Here is a 20,602-nt window from a genome sequence, read left to right as displayed (position 1 = left end):
CCGAGCGGCCAAAGGGATCAGACTGTAAATCTGACGGCTCTGCCTTCGAAGGTTCGAATCCTTCTCCCTCCACCATCATTCAGAAAACCCGGCCTTGCGCCGGGTTTTCGCTTTCTTGCCCACTCACACTTTCCGCCCTTGTCAGATCTGACAGTTGCAATTGCATCCCACCTTGCTCATCGTGGCATCATCAACATCAGAGTGTTCACATCATGTTTGAAGTCTGGGATGAGCATGGCCACGCAACAGGTCTGACACTGCAGGCACTCAAAATCAGAATCAGCAACGACTATCAGGGCGATCTGATGGTGCGCTACAGCAACAAGCTGGGACTCCCCACGACTCTTTTTCTGACGGTTCACAAGGGAGTGGCCTACCAGCGCTTTAAAGCGGGCTCGCCAAGACTGGACTGGGAGTGGCTGGCTGGGGCTGGTAATGGCCATACACCCCGCGATTTTATGAGTGAGCAGTTCCCCTTATTTCAGTTCTCCCTCGACAACAACTGACTCTTCATACCGTTCGCTTAACCCCCTCAGCTCCCCGATGATTTGCTGTAATTGGGCACGAAATCCGGTCAGCTCATCAGCACAAGATGAGGACCCGAGCTGGCGGATCTTCTCTTCCAGTCGCCATGCCTCTTCAGCCAGCTGCGGCGCCATCATCATGCTGATGGTCCCCGCCTGACGATGCACCCAATTCGCCAGTGCCTTGTCATCCTGTGGCTGCTGCACCATCGCTTGCTCAAGCTCCTGGCGAAATAGCGGAAACATCTGCCGTAACTTGTCACCTTGGCCAAAAAATGCCTCCATGGCCGCGACATCAATCAAGGATGGCGATGGCAGGATACACCACTTTTGCAGCATCTGACGCAAACCATCCAGCAGCACCGGCTTGCCCAGCAAATCATCCATGCCGGCGGCAAAGCAGCGTTCAGCCTGCTCAGGCATGGCATTGGCCGTCATGGCAATGACCAGCAAGCGCTTCTTATCCTCCCCAGCCCGTACCCTGCGCGTGAACTCATAGCCATCCATCACCGGCATCTGACAGTCACAGAGCACCAGATCATAGGGATACTGCGCGACCATCTCGAGGGCTTGCTGGCCGTGCTCAGCCAGCTCGCAGTTCAGCTTGAGCTGCCCGAGCTGGCGTATCACCAGCTGCTGGTTAAGGGGATTATCTTCCACCAGCAGTATCCGACAGGGCAGCATGGACCCACGCGCAGCGCTATTGGGCATCAATTGTGAGGCGGTCTCATCGCTCAAGACCAGCTGGCGATAGCAGACTTCCCGCACTGCATGCCAGGTCATGGGATTGCTGTTGAGAATGTAACCCTTCTCATCACTGCGATAGCCAAGAGGGGTTGCCAGCGGCAGCACCCGGATAACGCCCTCAGCCGCCAGGTCATGGTCACTGAAACGCAACTGAGCATTATCAGGGGGCGACGTTCGCGTGACTCCCAGAGCGTCAAGATGCAGTAACAGGGTGTGACACAGCTTATCGTCATGCAGTTCAATGCTGGCTTGCAGGCCATTGAGACGGAGATCCGGCTCTCGCAGTACCAGAACAGGCAACGTGACTGTCAAGGTGATAAAAGTGCCGAGCCCCGGGGCACTCTCCAGCCGGATCTCGCCCCCCATCAAGGTGGCCAGGGTCTGGCAGATACTCAGCCCCAAGCCAGTACCACCATAACTGCGGGTGGTAGAGCTCTCCGCCTGCTCAAAGGCATTGAAGATCCGGCCAAGCGCTTCGGGTGTCATGCCGATACCGCTGTCGCGCACGCCGAAGCGCAATTGCTGTTGCCCCTCCCCCTGTGCCAGCAGTTGCACCGAAATCTCGATAAAGCCCCGCTCGGTAAATTTGATGGCATTGCTGACAAAGTTGAAGAGGATCTGACGCAAACGCAACGCATCGCCGCTTACTCTGGCGGCAACACCAGCATCTGCCCAGAGGTAGACACGCAGCCCCTTGCGGTGTACCTCGCTCAGCGTCATGGTCAACACACTGTCGATCAGCTCACGGAGGAGAAACGGGGTTTGCTCGAGCTGCATCTTGCCTGCCTCCAGCTTGGCATAGTCGAGCACATTGTCGATCAGTGCATGCAGTCCCAGGGCACCGCGGTTGATGATCTCGACCATCTGGCGCTGATCCTGAGTCAGCTCGGTGAAGGTGAGCTGCTCCGCCATGCCGACGATACCATTCATGGGGGTGCGAATTTCGTGGCTCATGGTGGCCAGAAACTCCCCTTTCATGGTCGCCGCCGATTCCGCCCGCTCTTTCGCTCTGGCCAGTGCCAGCTCCACCTGCCGGCGCCTGGTAATTTCCTGACGAAGGCGCCAATACGCAATGCAGATAACCAGTATAAAGAGGGTTATACCCGACCCCAGCGGGATAAGTGTGCGCATCAGTTGCTGCCATGACACCCCCTCGCTGTAGTTCAATGCCAACCAAGTATTGCGGATCTGCCGTCGCTCCTTGTCGCTCATGCTGGCCAGCACCCGATTGACCAAAGGCAAGAGAGGGGTATAGGGCTCACGTACCGCTACCACCAGCTCATCCTTGAAGGGCGAAGGAGCCGCAATATTAAGCTGGTCTTCAAACTGATCCGCAATGAGTCGCGAGACTACCACCAGGTTGCCGATATAGGCATCCCCCTCACCAGCCGCAACTGCCGCCAACCCTTCACTGGCGTTGCTTGTCACCTTAATCGTCACATCCGGCAACAGCGCCTTGATCTGTGGAATTAACATGCCGTCGGTCAATAGCAGTCGCTTGCCTGTCAGGTCCGTGATATCTCCTATGGTGGGCGTACCGCTTGCCGTCACCAATACCATGGGAAATGATGCGAAAGGCTGGCTGGCATGCCACCCCATCAACCTGTCGATGATGCGGGTTGGCAGCACAACAAGATCGACATCATGATGCAGCAACTGTTGTTGAAGATCAGGCCAGCTCTGAACCGGAACCCTGCTGTAAGCCAAGCCAAGCTTCTCTTGCAGCAGCGCCAGATAGTCAACTACCATTCCAACCAGATTGCCATCCCTGTCACGATAGTAGAAAGGCATCCAATTGGGGCTCAATCCCAACTTCAATGGTGGCAGAGCCGACAACCATGCTCGCTCATCAGGGCGCAGCAAAAAATTACTGTGCCCCATAAAGTTGGGGACCAGGTTCTCCCCCAACCAGCGCTTCTCAAGCTCGCTGCGGGTCTCGACCGTCAACGCCTGAATGGCAGTATTAAGCTGGGTAGAAAGCGTTTGATTCTGGCTGGCAACAGCAAGATGAAGGGTCTCCATCAACAGGGGAGACTGTGCAACAACCGCCAGCGCAGGGTGACGCTTGATAAACAGATTGGCTACATACAGATTGCCGATATAGGCATCCGCTCGCCCTTGCTCCACCGCCTGAAGTGCGCTGCGAGTATCTACGAAGAGCCGCGGTGTGACCTTCGGATAGTGCAGCTTGACCAGCGTCTCGGTCATAAAGCCCTTTTCGATGGCAATGCTCGCAGACTGTAACCGGCTCACGTCGCGAAAGAGGGCGCTGTCCTGACGCACAACTACCACGGTCGGTGAGGTGTAATAGGGCAAACTGTAGGTGACACATGGGCGTCCCCCAGCATTAAAAGCATCGAGCAAGAGATCAATCTTGCCACGGCAAATATCCGCATACATGGCATCCCAGTCAGGGTAGGCATGCCAGGCAATCCGGTAATCCAGTTTTTTAGCTAATTGCTCCATTAATTCCACGCTGAATCCAGCGGCAACCTTACCATCCCATCGCTGAAATGGAGCCCATCCTCCTGCTAATATACCGACTTCAATAGTGGCAACCTCAGGCGGCTCAGAAGCCTGTAACACAGGGGTAAAGAATAAAGAAAATCCAACAATAATGGTAATTTGACTGAGCAATGACTTTATTGAGCAACATATCGACATAGTGGTTTACATATTTTTACAAATCAGTGTATGCATATAAAAAACAGGGATCGCACGGTAGTATATCAATGTCAGCTTTGATAGCCTTAATTTTACTAATCGCATCAAGAGAGACTCACTTATGACCTTTAGGATTATACTTTCTGATGATCATCCATTGATTTTAGCTGGTATCCGTAGCCTGATTGAAAAAATAACCCCACGCTGTGATGTCGTAGCAGAGGCATATAGGGTTTCTGATTTGTATATTTTATTAAGGCAACAGCCATGTGACTTGCTGATAACGGATTTCAGCATGCCGGGTGATAGTCGCAGTGATGGCCTCGTAATGGTACAGCAATTACGCAGAGAGTATCCCAATTTGGCGATCATTGTACTGACACAACTCCACAACAATGCAATATTACAGGCTCTGCTTCAATGTGGGATTAGTGGCCTGATATTAAAAAAATCTGTTATCACTGAGTTATCAGAAGCCATTCGCCAAGTGCTGCTTGGCCACACTTATATAGGTAAGTCTGTTAAAAACCTGCTGACTGAGGCCGGCATATCTCGTCACACCGCTCTCACCCCGCTTACACCAAAAGAGAGCGAGGTAGTGCGTTTGCTGGCCAGTGGCATGTCGGTCACCCAGGTAGCAGAACACTTGAATCGCAGTGTGAAGACCATCAGTACACAGAAAAAGAGCGCCATGATGCGCCTAGGCTTGCAAAGCGATAGTGAACTGTTTTTTTATGCACAAAATAACGGTTTAGTTTAATATTACATACCACCAACAGGTATTGTTGCATCGACAATTAATGTCACAATGCCTTTATATGTAGCTCCTGGTCGCTTCCTCATTTCATCAACTTTAGACTGTTCTATTTCAAATAAGAAAAAATCATTGGCACTTTCTTTACTATTCTTAAATGGCACTTTCACGGATGGACTTAAAATAAACTTCCCATATGCATTATTACGTGAAATAACAATTGGTACTCTATGGCTACCAGAGCGATCTCTTATTTCACATTGCCCGCCCCCCACATGTGTATACTGGCACATCAAACCGATCCAGAAAGGCGTATCACTTGATATTCTCACAGGTAACCTTGAGTTTAATACTGTAGGCAATGTGGAATTCCACCAGCCTTTAGGTGGCGTCAAGACAACTGTATTACTACCATGAGGAAACTCTACTTTCATTTGATTTCTTACAACTAAAGATATATCCATTTCGATAATTGATGGTGCTCTATATGCCGAATTACCAAGATCAAGATCTTTGTTTGATGAACCAACAGTAAGTGTCACTCTTCCTTGGTATCGACCATTCGGAATAGTATCTATGTTATCAGCAGAAAGTTTATAACCAAAATAATATTTACTTATTATCGCATTGATCCTTTTAATTGGGTTTGGATATATTTTCGTGTAACATGAACCCCCATTTTTTTGAGCGTTGGCCGCGATTGAATAAAATACTGTTTTGGTGCTACTCGCGGTATCTCGATCAACTAGGGAACAGTTCGAGTTAGGATGCGCCTGATATGCATCACCAATATCCACCCCTACATTTTTTAGAGTATAGCCGGTATGAGTAAAGGAGAATTTCATGTTCACTTTACTGCCTGTGGGACTAGTCAGTGTGACAGATTTTTCTCTAGGGAAGCTATGGAAAAAAAATCGGTCCCATGCATTACTACCTCTAAATATTGGTTTGTCAATATCTGCATCCACAGCAACCACTCTAGACACATTATCATCACAGAAATAAGATAGTGGTAGTTTTATACAAGGGTCTGTAATTCTAAATTCATTTTTTCCAGGGTTATCCCGTGATTGTGAGTATTCTGCATTGACCTTCAAAACGACGGAATGCGCCATCGTAAATGGCATCATAAATATAAATATAAAAATTAATGTTTTAATCATATTTAACTGAACTCAATTTTGTTTCTAAACTGTGACAGGCTAGATCACCTAAAAATAGTATTCTGCTATTTATTGGTAAGGTGGGGACATCGACAACAGTCTCACACTGGCTAATGCCGTTTATCTCCATTTTCAAGATTGGATTGCGGGCGCTCATCTCAACGGCAAAAAAACCATCCACTTCACTCATGGTTCTACCTGCATGATTGACAACCATTGCCCCCTTCAAAGGAGCCCCCTTCTCATCCAACAGACGACCAATGACTGTTACCGTCTTCATGACGTGAACCTGATGATAGGCCACCCCCCCCTTGTTGAGGTGATAAGGCAACACGTTGGGGCGAATGCTCACCGAGGGGGCATCATGGCCAGCCAGATCCAGCTCAACAGCACCGCTGCGATAGGCTGCTACGGGTATTAGGTTGCGCCCTGGCCGCAACTTTAAATTACCACCCTGATCGTCATCGGCACGCAAGATCAGATCAGGCATATCGGACTCCAGATCCACTATCATGCCCGCCTCATACCCCTGAGATTGGCCGGTCATGGTCAGACTGCCCTCATCACCAAACGCCAGGGTGCTGTCAAGATTGAGCCCACCGCTCAGAGTACGGTTATAGGAGGAAGACAGCAGGTAGGCATCACCACTGACCAGATCCCCCTGAAACCTGGCATAGCCTGCTGTGCCGACGCCATAACTGTCAGTTGTCAGATTTACCCCGACGCTCTGCAGGGCCCCCCACTCCAGTAACTGCTGGTAACTGAGAGATCCGTTACGCTCTTGCCCGCCGGAACGGGAGGTTCGACTACCTATACCGACAGCCAATTGACTACGTTCTCCACCCAAGTTCATGCTTAGAGAGAGCATACTCCCCCTGTCCCTCGCGTTATCGGTACTGATGCTACCTGGCCGGTCAAATACCGTCAGGTTCCAGCTCACCGTCTGACCGAGTAGCTCGCCGTTGTAACGCCAGCCCAGATCAACCCCCAACCCACGCTCCGCCTGATGTGCCAAATAGAGGTTGGCAAAGTGTCGCTCGTCGAGCCGCTGCTGCAACGATATATTGCTCTGCTTGAGGTCGTGACTCCCCTCCCAAACTGGCCCTTTCTGGTGCTGCTGCTGGTGGCTGAGCACCAAGCTACCCTCGCCATAGTGATACAAGGCCTGCAGATCGAAGCCGCTTCCAAGTTCCTGTGTCGACATCAGGTTACCAAACAGCCGCCACTGATCATTCAGGCTCCAGTCGGCAGAAAGGCCGTGCTGCCAGCGCTGGTCGATATACTGGCTGGATGCCCCGACGATCACGGAGGGAGTGAGCAAATAATTGAGCATGATACCGCTACTTAGAGGACTGGGAGTGTCCTCTTCCAAGTTGCTGAACAGGCGGGTCTGCTGGCCAGCAAACAGGTTGAAACGCCATGCCTCATCAGGGTTTTGCCAGTTCATCGGCTTGTAGATCATCTCGCGCCGCCGTTCGGTAATCTGGCCATCTTCCAGCACACGCAGTTCCACCTCGTAGATCCCAGCAGGAAACACCTTGGTGTCCAGTGCCTGCAGCCCCGAACTCACCTGCTGCGAGTTAATGAGCTGCCCATCCCGATAGATCTCCACCATGCCGGGCCGGCTCGGGGTGACATAGACAGGAGTGGTACTGGCCTGGCCTTGCTCTATCAACAGGGTGTCGGAGTCCCCCAGCATGACACCCAACACGGTCGGGGTTCCCCCGCCAAACAGGGTAGGTTGACGCACCAAACCTTGTGCATAAGGCGAGAAGTAGCCCAACCTATAGAAGTGCCCCTTTCCTTCATGCTCGGCATAAAGTTGCTGTACATGGTGCTGCGCCACCTGCCCATTTCCTGACCGGCTCACTTCTCCCTCAAACAGCGGAGTCCATTGGCCTATGCTTCCCTGTGCAATTAGGTTGTAACGGCCACTACGCAGCTCACCTTCCTCCTGGGTCAGGTTCAACTGATGGCGCAACAGGGCGCCATAGCTGCCCCCACTGGGCAGATTGTAATAACGGTTCTGCGGCTGTCCCTTCTCGGCACCGGCCGTCAGCACCGACAACTGGGAGTTCTCTAGGCTGTACTCCAGCGCCAGCACTTCGTCAGCGCATGGATTCTGACATGGGCCCAGTCGATGGGATGCCTCCAGCGCCTTGGTCCAACGCTGACGGCTACGCTCGTCCAGCTCACTTTCATGGCTGCTGGTCAGAGCCAACAGTTGTACGCTGGTGTCTTTGCCCAGCACTATCTCGCCTTCCCCCAACAACTGCCCATCCACCAGAATGCGCACCGCCAGCGGGACGCCGAAGAAGTGATCGGCAAAGCCATCAGGCAAACCCTCTACTTGTTGCAACAGATCAAGGGGTTGTGCAACATGCCTACCCGTGGCCCAGGCAGGTGCGCAAAACACAACCAGGATCAACAGGAAAGAGAAATACTGCATGTATCTATCCCACTTCTTCTAAGCACAGACAAAAAGGCTCCCTTGATGCAGGGAGCCTCCATCAATCGGTTTATACGCCGCCTTTGGGTGCTTCTCCTTTGGGAGCTTCCGACTCAAAAATCATGTTGACCACACCTTGGTAGTTACCTGGCTTATAACCCGCGACAGGAGCATCCGCCGGGATCACTTCCAACCCGAGCAACTTGCCGGTCTTGGCATCATCCGCCTTCATAACTTCCACGGATGTTGTCCCCAACGTGACCCCACCAATTTTTACGGTCAATGCGATGTTGTCATTACCGCTGGCCATCATGGCCGGATTGGTCAAATAACCGGTAATTGCTCCGATTGTGCTTTTTACATCCAACTGCTTGGTAAGCTTGTCCAACTTTTTGGTATATGGGTTGTAAGCCAGCTTCTGCGGTACGTTCATCCAGTTGTCACCGCCTGTCGGCTGTACATAGAAAGCCTCACTCGGGATCTGAGCCGTCACTGTAACCTGATGCTCAAGACGTTCAGCAGCAATCAAATTGGCTGACACCAGCATGGCCAAAGGGACTGCTATCCATACTTTCATTACTCTCTCCTTTTTGGGAATATGAAACATCAGTGACCAATCACGATGCTTCTGCTCTTATCACCCTCTATCAATGAAAACTGATAGAGGTGATTACTTTTTTTGACTAATTGTTTAGACATGTTTGGCAACAAATGAATCTTGCTTGGCGTTGAACAGTTTTTTCCCCGTGAATCACATTCTTCAAAAAAATCCAACACTATAGTGGTATTTCCTTTATTAATGACTGTTGTCGTGGAATCCTCTTTTATAAATTGGGTATCAAATAGACTTTCTTTAGGCATGACAAAGACAATTGTGCCAAAGCCAGTCAATATATTTACACCCGCTGAAACTGCCTGCTGACTCTCTGAATCTATATTGGCCCCCAAGTCAAATCCATCCTCCTGTTTTGGCAAAACAGGAATGAAGCGAATTCTGAAGTAACGTTCCTTGTCCCGCCCCCCCATATATAATAGTCGGGTAGCCTGCATGCCATTGGCCGGAATAATCATGCGAGAGGGGCTAGCAATCAGCGGCCGAGGCCCTTCGGTCAACTCAGCCAACTCTGATGGTTTTCCCATCTCATCGTAGATGATCTCGTGGATTGCCACCTTAATAAAGGCAGTGCTATCGCCCTGATTACGAACCCGTTTTAAATAGGTACTTTGCTGGCCATTCATATAGTCATACAAAGTTCCTATATTTATTTCAGCAGAAGCAAAAACATCTTTATTAAAGAACATCAAAATAATGAATGCAGAACATATTTTTTTCATGAGCCTTCCACTAATTTTTAATGCAGCATGATTCTTAACTCTTCGATTTCGAAAAGAAAAAGCATATAACTGTATCTAGTCTATTGAAGTTCACAAATTACGTTAATAAGAGAATTCCTATTTTGATTACAGGCGCACTCTTATTATCAGATGATTCCTACAGGTCATTCTGCTATCCCTGTTGTATTATGCGCCCCTATGTCTATCAACAGGTAAGCGCCATGTTTGCGTTCAAAGAAGAGTTTTCGGTCGGTGACGTGGCATCCCTGGCAACAGCGGATATTGCCATCCCCTTCTATCAGCCGATCGTTGACCGGAACAGCCAGATCATCGGCTTTGAAGCGCTGGCCAGACGCTGGGAACCCCGCCAGCAGCGCTATCAGGGGATCGACTTTCTCTCCCTCAGCGATGAGGAGTCCCTTCATCTGGACATCGTCATGCTCAGAGCGATTCTGCGCGACCTGCCGACGCTCGCGCAGAGCAGCACCAGTCTGCTCTCAATCAACCTCAACCCGACTCTGAACAGCCCCACCTACCAGAACCTGTTGTTGCTGGTACTGATCCAGGCGCGCAAGGTAGGGCTCGACATCTGGTTCGAGGTACTCGAGCACGCCCCGCTACAGCACAAGGAGCTGGCCCTGATTGAAGTGTTGCGCAGCCACGGCGCCCATATCGTCTGCGATGACTTTGGCACCCAGGAGTGCAACTTCCAACGGGTGCTGGCGCTGCCCTACGAGATCATCAAACTGGATCGCTCCCTGTTGCTGCAAGCGACCAAGAGTAGCCATGCACTGCGGATGCTCACCGGTCTGGTAGAGTACCTGCAGCGGCTCGGCACCAAGGTGGTGTGCGAGGGAGTTGAGACCCAGCAACACATCGAGGTAGCCAACCTGCTCGGCTGTGACTATCAGCAGGGTTATGCCCATGCCATGCCATCTCCCCTCTCCCGCTGGGCCTGAGCGGCTGTTTCATTTCGGCATCCTGTCGGCTCGCGCAGCCAACAATTTCCTGCCAAATTGCATGATGACGTGGGGGCGAGTACAATCTCGCACCCCGAATGTCCGGCGCATCTTCTTTCGATAACCCCGGATATGCCGTCATCGGGTCGCGCTGCATTGAGCATCCTCTCGGAGGGCATCTTGCACCGCAACTCAACCACTACGACGCCATCAGGTGGCGTTGTCCTGATTTGCAATCAGACATAAAGAGTCCGACATGTTTAAACCAGAATTGCTCTCCCCCGCAGGTTCCCTCAAGAACATGCGTTACGCCTACGCCTATGGCGCCGATGCAGTCTATGCCGGCCAGCCCCGTTACAGTCTGCGGGTGCGTAACAACGAATTCGATCACGAGAACCTTCAGCTCGGCATCAACGAGGCTCATGCCCTCGGCAAGCAGTTCTATGTGGTGGCCAACATCCAGCCCCACAACTCCAAGCTCAAGACCTTTATCCGCGACATGCGTCCGGTGGTGGAGATGAAGCCGGATGCGCTGATCATGTCAGACCCCGGTCTCATCATGATGATGCGCGAAGCTTTCCCTGATATGCCCATTCACCTCTCGGTGCAGGCCAACGCGGTCAACTGGGCCACGGTGAAGTTCTGGCATCAGATGGGCTTGACTCGGGTCATCCTCTCCCGCGAACTGTCGCTGGACGAAATCGAGGAGATCCGCATGCAGGTGCCGGAGATGGAGCTGGAAGTGTTCGTTCACGGCGCTCTGTGCATGGCCTACTCCGGCCGCTGTCTGCTCTCCGGCTATATCAACAAGCGCGACCCCAACCAGGGCACCTGCACCAACTCCTGCCGCTGGGAGTACAAGGTTCACGAAGGTAAAGAAGATGACGTGGGCCAGATCGTCCACCGTCAGGAGCCCATCGCCGTGCAGAAAGTTGACCCGACGCTGGGCCTCGGCAAGCCGAGCGATGCACTGGTGCTGCTGGAGGAGTCCAACCGCCCGGGCGAGTACATGAGCGCGTTCGAGGACGAGCACGGCACCTACATCATGAACTCCAAGGATCTGCGCGCCGTCGAACATGTCGAGCGCCTGACCAAGATGGGCGTCCATTCGCTGAAAATCGAAGGGCGCACCAAGTCTTTCTATTACTGCGCCCGTACCGCCCAGGTCTATCGCAAGGCCATCGACGATGCGGTTGCAGGCCGTCCGTTCGACCGCAGCCTGATGGGCACCCTCGAAAATCTGGCCCACCGCGGCTATACCGAGGGCTTCCTGCGCCGTCACAACCACAGCGAATACCAGAACTACGACTACGGCTACTCCGTCTCCGACACCCAGCAGTTCGTCGGCGAGATCACCGGTCGCAACGGTGACATGGTCGAGGTCGAGGTAAAGAACAAGTTCCTGGTGGGCAACAGCCTGGAGCTGATGACCCCGCAGGGCAACCTCAGCTTCAATCTGGAGCTGATGCAGAACCGCAAGGGCGAGCTGATCGACACCGCACCGGGCAACGGCCACGTAGTCTATGTGCCGGTGCCGAAGGAAGTGGACGTGAACTACGGCATCCTGCTGCGCAACCTCGGTGAGCGTCAGGATACCCGTCAGCCCCACTCGGCCGCCTGAGATGGCACTGCTCATCACCGACAAGTGCATCAACTGTGACATGTGTGATCCCGAGTGTCCGAACCAGGCCATCAGCCTGGGTGAGGAGATTTACGAGATCGACCCCAGTCGCTGCACCGAGTGCGTCGGTCACTATGAGAAGCCGACCTGTATCAGTGTCTGCCCTATCGACTGCATCATCTGGGATCCCGCTCATGTGGAAACCGAAGATCAGCTGATGGAAAAGTTTGTGCGGATGCATCGGCAGTAACCTCGGTATCAGCATCAACAACTCACAGGCTGCATCCTCCGGGAGCCCGTCCATATGATGAAACCGCAGCGCTGCTGATGAAGAAGTTTGTACAGATGCACCGACAGTAAATGCAACAAGGCCGGGAAATCCCGGCCTTTTTTGATCCCGCCATCATCTCCATGATGGCTATTTTTTGTTTACCAACCGGTGCAATTCATCCAGTTCCCGCTGCGCCGTCAGCAAGTCGGTCTGTGCCTGCTCCAATTTGCTCTGCTTGTCGGCAATCTTGTCCGGCTTGCCACTGACTCTCGCCTCCTGCAGCTCGAGCAGGCGCTCGTCCACCTCGCCGCGCAGTTTGTTAACCCGCTCTTTCTGCTCCTTGAGCAGACCTTCATCGGTACAGTTGGCCTTGATATTGCGCGCGGCCTGTTCCAGCCCGGCAATCTGCCCGGCGTTATTGTGTGCTTTGGCAAACACCAGCTGGTCGTTGACGGCCTGCAGACGAGCCTTGCAACCGACCGCCTCACTGCCAAAGGCCTGACCCGCCAACAGCAGCAAGCCGGCTCCCAATACTTTCCACATCTCGATTCATCCGGTCTTGTTTGCGAGCTGACCATAAAAACCTCGATCGGCAGCAGGGTCAAGCAAGCGGGAAAAAGGTGCGACAGAAGTTGTGCAACATCACGCAATTGCCACCCTGTTGGCTCTACAATGGCGCTCTTTCCAATCGGGAGTCTGTTATGAATCAACAAATTGTGGTTATTGCCAACGGTGCCCCCTATGGCAGCGAATCCCTGTTCAACGCCCTGCGCCTCGCTATCGCCCTCAACGAACAGGGTGGTGCCAGCCTGAAGCTGTTCCTGATGTCAGATGCGGTGAGTGCAGCGCTGGCCGGTCAGGCACCGACCGAGGGGTACAACCTGCGCCAGATGCTGGAGATCCTGCTGGCGCAAGGCGTCACCATTCGCCTGTGCAAGACCTGCACCGATGCCCGTGGCATCACAGCCCTGCCGCTGATCGAGGGCATTGAGGTCGGCACCCTGCCGATGCTGGCCCAATGGACCCTGGCTGCCGACAAGGTGCTGACCTTCTGAACCATAAGGGGCTGGCCAGCGGCGAAGTCAGCCCGGTTAGCCTATCACCGACTCCTGCTGGGCACTTCGCCGACCATGATGTCGGGCGCCAGCTTCATAAAGCGCAAAAATCGCCACACAAAGCAGCGCCATCAGCACATAGAGCCACTGACCGCTCCACTGCTCGAGGATCCAGCCTCCCAGCAGGGCACCTGCGGCCCCTCCCAACCCGGCCAGTGCGCTGGCACCAAAGTAGCTCCCCTTGAGGTGGGTAGGAGCCATCTGGTCGATCAGCACGTTGAGCAAGGGGAAGAGGATGGCCTCGCCGATGCTGAGCAGCAGCACGGCGCCAAACCAGTGGCTGCGCACCATCGGGTCCCCCAGCGCGAAGAGCAGTTGGGCCGCCAGAAAGAGCGCCATGCCGATATGAAGCCGCACCCGCACCGGCCAGCGTGACAACAACCGCAGCAGCGGAAACTGCAGCAGCACCACGGTCAGGGCGTTGGTCGCCACCAGCAGAGCAACCAGCTCGGCCACCTGCGGCATACCGGCTCGGGTCAGGTATTGCACCAGCGGCGAGTGAAACTGGGAGTAGACCAGCACCATCAGGAGATTGGCCATCACCAGCAGCAGGAAGGCGCGATCCGCCAACAACACCTTGATGGCATCCCGCAGTCCGGGGCCAGCAGTCCCCGGCTTGCCTGTGCTGCCAGCCCGGCGAAATCCCCAGCCAAAGGCCAGCGCCAGCAGCAGATAGCTCACCACCAGAAACAGGAAGGTCTCCTGCTGGGCGTTGATCCCGAGGGTCACCCCGAGCAGCGGCCCCAGCGCCGCCCCCAGGTTGAGCAGAAAATAGCGCAGGTGCAGTGCCAGCTCCCGCGCCTTGGCCGAGGCCAGACTGTCGGCCATCAACGCCTTGCCGGGGGCATCGATGAGCCCCGACGAGAGGCCGCTGCCCATCACCCCGACCCCGAGCCAGAACACCGCATGGGAGAAACCGAGCAGGCCGAAACAGCTCATCGCCACCAGACAACCGGCCAGCAGTATGCTGCGCCGCCCGAAGCGATCAGAGAGCCAGCCGCCGTAAAAACTGACCAGGGTAGAGAGGGCCATAGAGCCACCCAGCAACAGGCCGATGAAGGTGGCCGAAAGGTCATACTCCCGATAGAGCAGAATGGAGAGGAAGGGCCACACCATGTAGTAGCTGGTACGCACCATGAAAGTACCCAGAATGACGATCCAGACCAGCGGGGTAAACTGCCTGAAGGTGCTCCATGACATCGCTATGCTCCATGCCCCGCAGCTCTTACCACAAGATCCTGTCATAAACGGGGAAAGCATTCAGTTGTAACAGAGGGCCTCAATAGAAACAACCCTTGCTCACCAGCAAGGTGCAACCGGATGCAAAAAGGCCAGCCGATGGGCATCGGCTGGCCTTTTTATCGCGGGATTTCCCTCGAGCTAGCGCCAGAGGGCCAGGCTTAGCGCCAGGGGCTCTGCTGCCACAGACGCCCCAGCCCTGCTTCCAGCGCCTGAGCGCCCTGCTGTCCCAGCTTCTGGGTCAGACTTTTAGGCTTGCGATAGCTGATGCCGATCACCTTGTGGTGGCTGGCCTGCGCCAGCAGGTAGTCATCGCTGGTGCAGAGGGTATCCACCAACCCCAGCCCCTTGGCCTGACTCGCCAGCCAGTGTTCACCGGTCGTGACCTGATCGATATCGAGTTGCGGGCGGTGTTCGGCCACAAAGGCCTTGAAGCGCTCGTGGATCGCCGCCAGCTCCTCGCGAAACTTCTCGCGCCCCAGATCGTCGTTCTCGCCAAACATGGTGATAGTGCGCTTGTACTGGCCGGCGGTGTGCATCTCGAATTCGATATCGTGCTTTTTCAACAACTTGTTGAAGTTCGGCATCTGGGCGATCACCCCGATGGAGCCGACGATGGCAAAGGGGGCAGCCAGGATCTTGTCCGCCACGCAGGCCATCATGTAGCCACCGCTCGCCGCCACCTTGTCGATAGCCACGGTGAGCTTGATGTCACGATCGCGCAGTCGCTGCAACTGGGAAGCGGCCAAGCCATAGCCATGCACCACGCCGCCACCGGATTCGAGTCGCAGCAGCACTTCGTCGCCGGGCTGGGCGACGCCGATCACCGCGCTCACCTCTTCGCGCAGGGAGGCTACCTCTTTGGCATCCATGCTGCCGTTGAAATCGAGCACGAACAGGCGACTGCGCTCATCCCCCGCCTTGGCGCGCTTCTTCTGCTCCTCTTTCTGCTGCTTTTCCATCACCTTGCGCTCGGCCTTGCTGGCGAGCGCGCTCTTGAGTGCAAATTGCCCCTGCTCCAGCTCGCTCGAGAGATCGGTCACCACCAGCTCACCCTTGCGCGCTTTCGGCTGGCGAGTGCTGACGATCATCAGGATGATGGCGCCGATGGCCAGCAGGAAGGTCACTGTCTTGGCCAAAAACAGGCCATATTCGGTCAGAAATGTCACGATGGACTCCAGAATGGATCGGTTTTCGTCACATTCTAGGGAGTTTGATGGAGGCGCGCAAAAAATCGCAGCCAGTGCCAGGAAAAACCAACCCGAGCATCACAACCTCTCTATTTTCTTCACATTTTTCTTGCCGCTGGCTGGTCAAACAGGCGCGCGGATCAGTACACTTGGCGCCGATTGCCATGCACTTATGGCCGGAATTTGTTAACAGGAGTTGTCATGCTCGATTATCAGGCGCCCCGCGATCTGCTCAAGGATAAAGTCATTCTGGTCACCGGTGCCGGCGACGGGATCGGCCGCGAAGCCGCCCTCACCTACGCCGCTCACGGTGCCACCGTGATCCTGCTCGGCCGCACCAGCGCCAAACTCGAAGCCGTGTATGACCAGATTGAAGCGGCCGGTTATCCGCTGCCCGCCATCGTGCCGGTGGATCTGAAAGGGGCCACCGCCGCCCACTACCGCGGCATGGCCGAAACCTTCGCCCAGCAGTTTGGCCGCCTCGACGGCGTGCTGTTCAACGCCGGTCTGCTCGGCACCCTCTCTCCGTTTGAACATATTCAGGAGAAGGAGTGGGACGAGGTGATGCAGGTCAACGTCAAATCGGAATTCCTGCTGACCCAGGCGCTGCTGCCGCTGCTGCGCCAGACTGCCAAGGCGCAGGGCGATGCCTCCATCGTCTACACCTCCTCCAGCGTGGGACGCAAGGGGCGCGCCTACTGGGGCACCTATGCCATCTCCAAATTTGCCATCGAGGGGATGATGGAAGTGCTGGCCGACGAGCTTGAGAACACCGGTGTGCGGGTCAATACCCTCAATCCGGGCGGTACCCGTACCAAGATGCGCGCCAGCGCCTTCCCGGCGGAAGATCCCATGAACCTCAAGACTCCGGCCGACCTGATGCCGCTCTACCTCTACCTGATGGGGTCGGACAGCCGCGGCAAAACCGGCCAGACCTTTGTGGCTCAGCCAAAATAAACAAGTTGCGTGGCCCAGCCCAAATAAATCAATAAAATACCCAGAGTGTTGTGCGGCAGGGGTTAAATTGAATAGGGGGCACAGGCTCCCTGTTCGCACCACTGACCATTCTATCTCCAATCAGGTTGAACTATGTTTCGTCCCAAGAGCACGTTTGAGCAATGGCGGATCTTTCAGGCGGTGGTCGACTGCGGCGGCTACGCCCAGGCGGCCGAGGCGCTGAACAAGAGCCAGTCCTCCCTCAATCATGCGGTTGCAAAGTTGCAGCAGAGTCTGGGGGTGCCCTTGCTGGAGGTGCGCGGCCGCAAGGCGGTGCTGACCCCGGCGGGCGAGATCTTCCTCAAGCGGGCCCGTCAGTTGAGCCAGCAGGTGGAAGAGCTGGAGAATCTGGCCAACAACCTGGAGCGGCAGTGGGAGCCGCAGATCAACCTCTATGTTTCGGCGCTGCAGCCAAGGGATCGCCTCTATCGGGCGCTGGCCAGCTTCTACCCACGCAGCCGGGGTTGCCGGGTCAACCTGCACGAACGCATTCACTGCCACTTCAACGCCTTGCAACCGGGGGATCTGATGCTCTCCGAGCACCTGCCAGGCGATCGCACCGGTTTGCTGCTGGACGAGGTGTGCCTGCTGCCTCTCTGCGCCGCCAGCCATCCGCTGGCACAGGAGGAGGGGCCCATCCGCAGCGACGTGCTGACCAGTCACAACCAGATCAGCCTTCATCCCCCCATTCACCGCTCGGTGGACTGGAACGATGCGGATGACACCGGCTGGAAGGCGACCCACTACCACGAAGTGCTCGCCATGCTGCGCCTCGGCCTCGGCTATGCCTGGCTGCCGCGCCATCTGGTTGAGCGAGAGCTGGCGGAAGGGTCACTCATACAGCTGGATCTGGAGAGCGGCAACGAGCGCCACCTCTATACCTACCTGCTGACCCTCTCCCCCGAATCTCTCGGCCCCGCGACCGAGCTGCTGCTGCGCTGCCTGCGCAACGAGTATCAGGGCGAATCAGCGACGCTCCCGCACGCCCAGCCCCGGCACGACAAATAACAGCCAGCCCCCTGTCAGACGTCGGGCACCCGCCAGCTGGCGGCCAGTGCCACCAGCGCCAATCCCAGCGCCACCATAAAGACCCCGTGGAAACTCCACACCTCCGCCACCACACCGGCGATGGCCCCCGCCATGATGGAGCCGGTGCGGATGCTGTTGGCAAACAGGGTAGTCGCCACCCCGGCTCGCCCCGGCATCAGATCCTGAAAGTAAGACATGCCGATCCCCGCCACGATACCGATGAAGATGGCGTTGAACAGCTGCAAGGCGATCAGGGCATATTGGTCGGTGAGGGTCACCAGACCTGTGTAAAAGGCCGCGCCAGCCAGCACCGCCAGCAACATCATGGGGCGCTTGCCAAAACGGGCCGTGTAGTAACCCGCCAGCAGCATGAAGGGGATCTCCAGCGCCGCCGCCGTGCCCATCAGGATGCCGGCGAGCTTCTCATCCATCCCCAGCTCGCGAGTAATATAAAGCGGCATATTGATGAGGTACATGCTGTTGCAGGTCCACATCAGGGTGGAGGCGATAAAGAGCGCCCGCACCACCGGATCCCGCCAACTGCTGACCCGCTCGCTCTCTTCAGCCAGCTTGGGCAGCGGCAGCGAGGGCAGCCAGCGCCACACCACCAAAGCGCAGAGCAGGTAGGCCAGTGCCGAAGCCAGATACATCAGCTCGAAGCCGTAGCCGATGGCCAGCGCGAAGGCGATGGGCGGGCCTATGACCCAGGCCAGCGAAAACTGGGCCCGCATCACCGAGCTGAACATGTCAGCCCGCCGGTTGCGGCTGTCGGAGTACTCCCGCGCCAGCGCAAACAGCTGGGGGCTGGCAGTGGCCGCCAGCGCCGCCAGCATCACCCCCAGACTCGCCAGCAGCCAGTAGTTGCGGTTCCAGGCAAACAACAAGGAGAGCGCCACCCCGGCAAAACAGCAGCGCAGGATCAGTCGCTTGCGATCCCCCTTGTTGTCGGAGCTATAGCCCAACCACTGGCTGACCAGAATGCCCACTACCGCATTGATGGTATAGAAGAGCCCGACCAGAAAGGGGCGCACCTGCACCTCCTCGGCCAGAAACAGACTTAAGGTAGGCACCTGCAATGCCACCGCGACGCCGGTCATAAAGGTCACGGCAAGAAACGAAAGAGAGACGGGGTCCGGGCGTTTGACCGCCGCTATCGACAAGCTCATAGGGTTACCACTGATTGGAAGGACGATACGGGCTAACGGGCGGCAGCCGTATGAAAATTAGGCGCCTATCTTATGTCACTATCAAGAGCGGGCTCAAGGATGGCATAAGCAGGTGTGCGCCTTGCGAGGGAGGCCGCGACCCCGTAGAGTGAAAGCCCATCCTGCCAGCACAAGGAGTTCGCATGTTTGATTTTGATCAGGAAGTAGACCGCAGTGGCACCATGAGCCTGAAATGGGACAAGTACAAGGGTCAGGATGTGCTGCCCATGTGGGTTGCCGATACCGACTTTGTCTCCCCCCCGTCCGTGATTGAGGCGTTGACCAAACGGGTCGCCCACGGCATTTTCGGCTATTCACGCCCCTCGCCGCGCCTGATCGAACTCATTATCGAACGGATGGCGACCCGCTATGGCTGGGCCATCGAGCCCGAATGGCTGGTGTTCCTGCCCGGCGTGGTGCCGGGGCTCAACCTCGCCTGCAAGGCGTGGAGCCAGCATGGCCGCGGTATCATCACTCCCAAGCCGGTCTATTACCCCTTCCTGCAGGCGCCGGGCTTCAATGATCGTCCCCTGCTCACCGTGCCGATGATTGAAGAGGCCGGTCGTTGGGTGCTGGATCTGGCAGAGCTTGAGCGTCAGGCCCCCGCCGCAGATCTGCTGCTGCTCTGCAACCCCCACAACCCGGGCGGCACCATCTTCACCCGTGACGAGCTGCTGGCCATCGATGCCATCGCTGCGCGCCACAATCTGGTGATCTGCTCCGATGAAATCCACTGCGATCTGCTGCTGGATAAGAATGCCCGCCACATTCCCTACGGCGCCATCAGTGCACAAGCAGCCGAGCGCTGCGCGGTGATGATGGCCCCGAGCAAGACCTTCAATATCGCCGGTCTCTGCTGCTCCTTCGCCATTATCCCCAACGCCCGTCTGCGCTTCAGGCTGCAACAGGCGATGCGCGGCATCAGCGCCGACGTCAACCTACTGGGCTTTGTCGCCGCCGAAGCGGCCTATGAGGGTGGCGAACAGTGGCTGACCGAGCAACTCGACTATCTGGCGGCCAATCTGGCCCTGATCCAGCAAGCGGTGGCTCGCTGGCCGGGAGTCAAGCTGGCCAATCATCAGGCGACGTATCTGGCCTGGATCGATGTGAGCGCCCTTGGCCTTGCCGATCCCATCGCCTTCTTCGAGCAGGCCGGCGTTGGTCTCTCCCCCGGCGCCCAGTTTGGCGACGGTCAGTTCGTGCGGCTCAACTTCGGCTGCACCAGGGCACGACTGACCGACGCGCTGGCGCGGATGGAGCGGGCAATCCTCAACCACAGCAAGCCCTGATCAGCCAGCAACGGGATGGGCAAGCCCCATCCCTTTTTGCCTGTGTCATCAG

The 20,602-nt window shown here is 55.8% G+C and carries 18 protein-coding genes; 9 read left to right on the top strand and 9 right to left on the bottom strand.

Features of this window, described 5'->3' with window-relative positions; genetic code table 11:
- Nucleotides 1–212 precede the first annotated feature (212 nt).
- Entirely contained in the window at nucleotides 213–506 is a 294-nt protein-coding gene (locus tag G5193_RS05295; protein ID WP_216953101.1) for a hypothetical protein, read from the top strand.
- Here the strand turns inward: G5193_RS05295 and G5193_RS05290 are convergent.
- On the bottom strand, nucleotides 477–3,935 hold the full coding sequence (locus tag G5193_RS05290) for an ATP-binding protein (protein WP_421205249.1): 3,459 nt from the start codon (nucleotides 3,933–3,935) through the stop codon (nucleotides 477–479). The two genes, G5193_RS05295 and G5193_RS05290, sit on opposite strands and share 30 nt — an antisense overlap.
- 121 nt (nucleotides 3,936–4,056) lie before the next feature.
- Here G5193_RS05290 and G5193_RS05285 point away from each other — a divergent pair, with 121 nt between their 5' ends.
- Complete coding sequence (locus G5193_RS05285; protein WP_421205248.1) at nucleotides 4,057–4,695, top strand: response regulator; 639 nt, start codon at nucleotides 4,057–4,059, stop codon at nucleotides 4,693–4,695.
- Between the two features lie 2 nt (nucleotides 4,696–4,697).
- Here G5193_RS05285 and G5193_RS05280 read toward each other — a convergent pair whose 3' ends face one another.
- From G5193_RS05280 to G5193_RS05265, 4 genes are all read right to left on the bottom strand, one after another.
- Nucleotides 4,698–5,852: a hypothetical protein gene (locus G5193_RS05280; protein ID WP_421205246.1), complete on the bottom strand. Its 1,155-nt coding sequence runs from the start codon at nucleotides 5,850–5,852 to the stop codon at nucleotides 4,698–4,700.
- Complete coding sequence (locus G5193_RS05275; RefSeq protein WP_421205244.1) at nucleotides 5,845–8,301, bottom strand: TcfC E-set like domain-containing protein; 2,457 nt, start codon at nucleotides 8,299–8,301, stop codon at nucleotides 5,845–5,847. Before G5193_RS05275 ends, G5193_RS05280 begins: the two co-directional genes overlap by 8 nt.
- Before the next feature lie 70 nt (nucleotides 8,302–8,371).
- Nucleotides 8,372–8,878 (bottom strand): CS1 type fimbrial major subunit, encoded by a 507-nt coding sequence (locus G5193_RS05270; protein WP_421205242.1) that lies wholly within the window; start codon nucleotides 8,876–8,878, stop codon nucleotides 8,372–8,374.
- 29 nt (nucleotides 8,879–8,907) lie between these two features.
- Nucleotides 8,908–9,636 carry a hypothetical protein gene (locus G5193_RS05265; RefSeq protein WP_421205240.1) on the bottom strand — a complete coding sequence of 243 codons (729 nt, stop codon included), beginning with the start codon at nucleotides 9,634–9,636 and terminating at the stop codon, nucleotides 8,908–8,910.
- Nucleotides 9,637–9,857: 221 nt separating this feature from the next.
- Between G5193_RS05265 and G5193_RS05260 the strand changes: the two genes are divergently transcribed.
- From G5193_RS05260 to G5193_RS05250, 3 genes are all read left to right on the top strand, one after another.
- On the top strand, nucleotides 9,858–10,595 hold the full coding sequence (locus G5193_RS05260; RefSeq protein ID WP_421205238.1) for an EAL domain-containing protein: 738 nt from the start codon (nucleotides 9,858–9,860) through the stop codon (nucleotides 10,593–10,595).
- A 256-nt stretch (nucleotides 10,596–10,851) separates the two neighbouring features.
- Complete coding sequence (yegQ, locus tag G5193_RS05255) at nucleotides 10,852–12,216, top strand: tRNA 5-hydroxyuridine modification protein YegQ (protein WP_421205236.1); 1,365 nt, start codon at nucleotides 10,852–10,854, stop codon at nucleotides 12,214–12,216.
- Between the two features lies 1 nt (nucleotide 12,217).
- A complete protein-coding gene (locus G5193_RS05250; RefSeq protein ID WP_005334896.1) occupies nucleotides 12,218–12,466 on the top strand; it encodes a YfhL family 4Fe-4S dicluster ferredoxin in 249 nt (82 codons plus the stop codon).
- Nucleotides 12,467–12,634: 168 nt separating this feature from the next.
- Here G5193_RS05250 and G5193_RS05245 read toward each other — a convergent pair whose 3' ends face one another.
- Nucleotides 12,635–13,030 carry a DUF1090 domain-containing protein gene (locus G5193_RS05245; protein WP_227342149.1) on the bottom strand — a complete coding sequence of 132 codons (396 nt, stop codon included), beginning with the start codon at nucleotides 13,028–13,030 and terminating at the stop codon, nucleotides 12,635–12,637.
- A gap of 158 nt (nucleotides 13,031–13,188) precedes the next feature.
- On the opposite strand from G5193_RS05245, the gene G5193_RS05240 reads away from it, so the two are divergent.
- Nucleotides 13,189–13,542 carry a DsrE/DsrF/TusD sulfur relay family protein gene (locus G5193_RS05240; RefSeq protein ID WP_421205234.1) on the top strand — a complete coding sequence of 118 codons (354 nt, stop codon included), beginning with the start codon at nucleotides 13,189–13,191 and terminating at the stop codon, nucleotides 13,540–13,542.
- A 36-nt stretch (nucleotides 13,543–13,578) separates the two neighbouring features.
- Here the strand turns inward: G5193_RS05240 and G5193_RS05235 are convergent, their stop codons facing one another.
- Both G5193_RS05235 and sohB read right to left on the bottom strand, forming a co-directional pair.
- On the bottom strand, nucleotides 13,579–14,802 hold the full coding sequence (locus G5193_RS05235) for an MFS transporter (protein WP_421205232.1): 1,224 nt from the start codon (nucleotides 14,800–14,802) through the stop codon (nucleotides 13,579–13,581).
- A 200-nt stretch (nucleotides 14,803–15,002) separates the two neighbouring features.
- Nucleotides 15,003–16,010, bottom strand: a complete 1,008-nt coding sequence (gene sohB / locus G5193_RS05230) for a protease SohB (protein ID WP_005347779.1) — start codon at nucleotides 16,008–16,010, stop codon at nucleotides 15,003–15,005.
- A gap of 222 nt (nucleotides 16,011–16,232) precedes the next feature.
- Here sohB and G5193_RS05225 point away from each other — a divergent pair, with 222 nt between their 5' ends.
- On the top strand, nucleotides 16,233–16,988 hold the full coding sequence (locus tag G5193_RS05225; RefSeq protein ID WP_005334909.1) for a YciK family oxidoreductase: 756 nt from the start codon (nucleotides 16,233–16,235) through the stop codon (nucleotides 16,986–16,988).
- Between the two features lie 132 nt (nucleotides 16,989–17,120).
- Nucleotides 17,121–18,035, top strand: coding sequence for a LysR family transcriptional regulator (locus G5193_RS05220; RefSeq protein ID WP_201973722.1), 915 nt, complete (start codon nucleotides 17,121–17,123; stop codon nucleotides 18,033–18,035).
- A 14-nt stretch (nucleotides 18,036–18,049) separates the two neighbouring features.
- Here the strand turns inward: G5193_RS05220 and G5193_RS05215 are convergent, their stop codons facing one another.
- Nucleotides 18,050–19,222: an MFS transporter gene (locus tag G5193_RS05215; RefSeq protein ID WP_421205229.1), complete on the bottom strand. Its 1,173-nt coding sequence runs from the start codon at nucleotides 19,220–19,222 to the stop codon at nucleotides 18,050–18,052.
- Nucleotides 19,223–19,404: 182 nt separating this feature from the next.
- Between G5193_RS05215 and G5193_RS05210 the strand changes: the two genes are divergently transcribed.
- A complete protein-coding gene (locus G5193_RS05210; protein WP_128816110.1) occupies nucleotides 19,405–20,550 on the top strand; it encodes a MalY/PatB family protein in 1,146 nt (381 codons plus the stop codon).
- Nucleotides 20,551–20,602 lie beyond the last annotated feature (52 nt).

It is taken from the genome of Aeromonas sp. 601027, from assembly GCF_049174455.1.
Taxonomy (GTDB): Bacteria; Pseudomonadota; Gammaproteobacteria; order Enterobacterales; family Aeromonadaceae; genus Aeromonas; species Aeromonas veronii_A.
The sequence above is the reverse complement of the archived record's forward strand: the minus strand, read 5'-3'. Positions and strand labels throughout refer to the sequence as shown.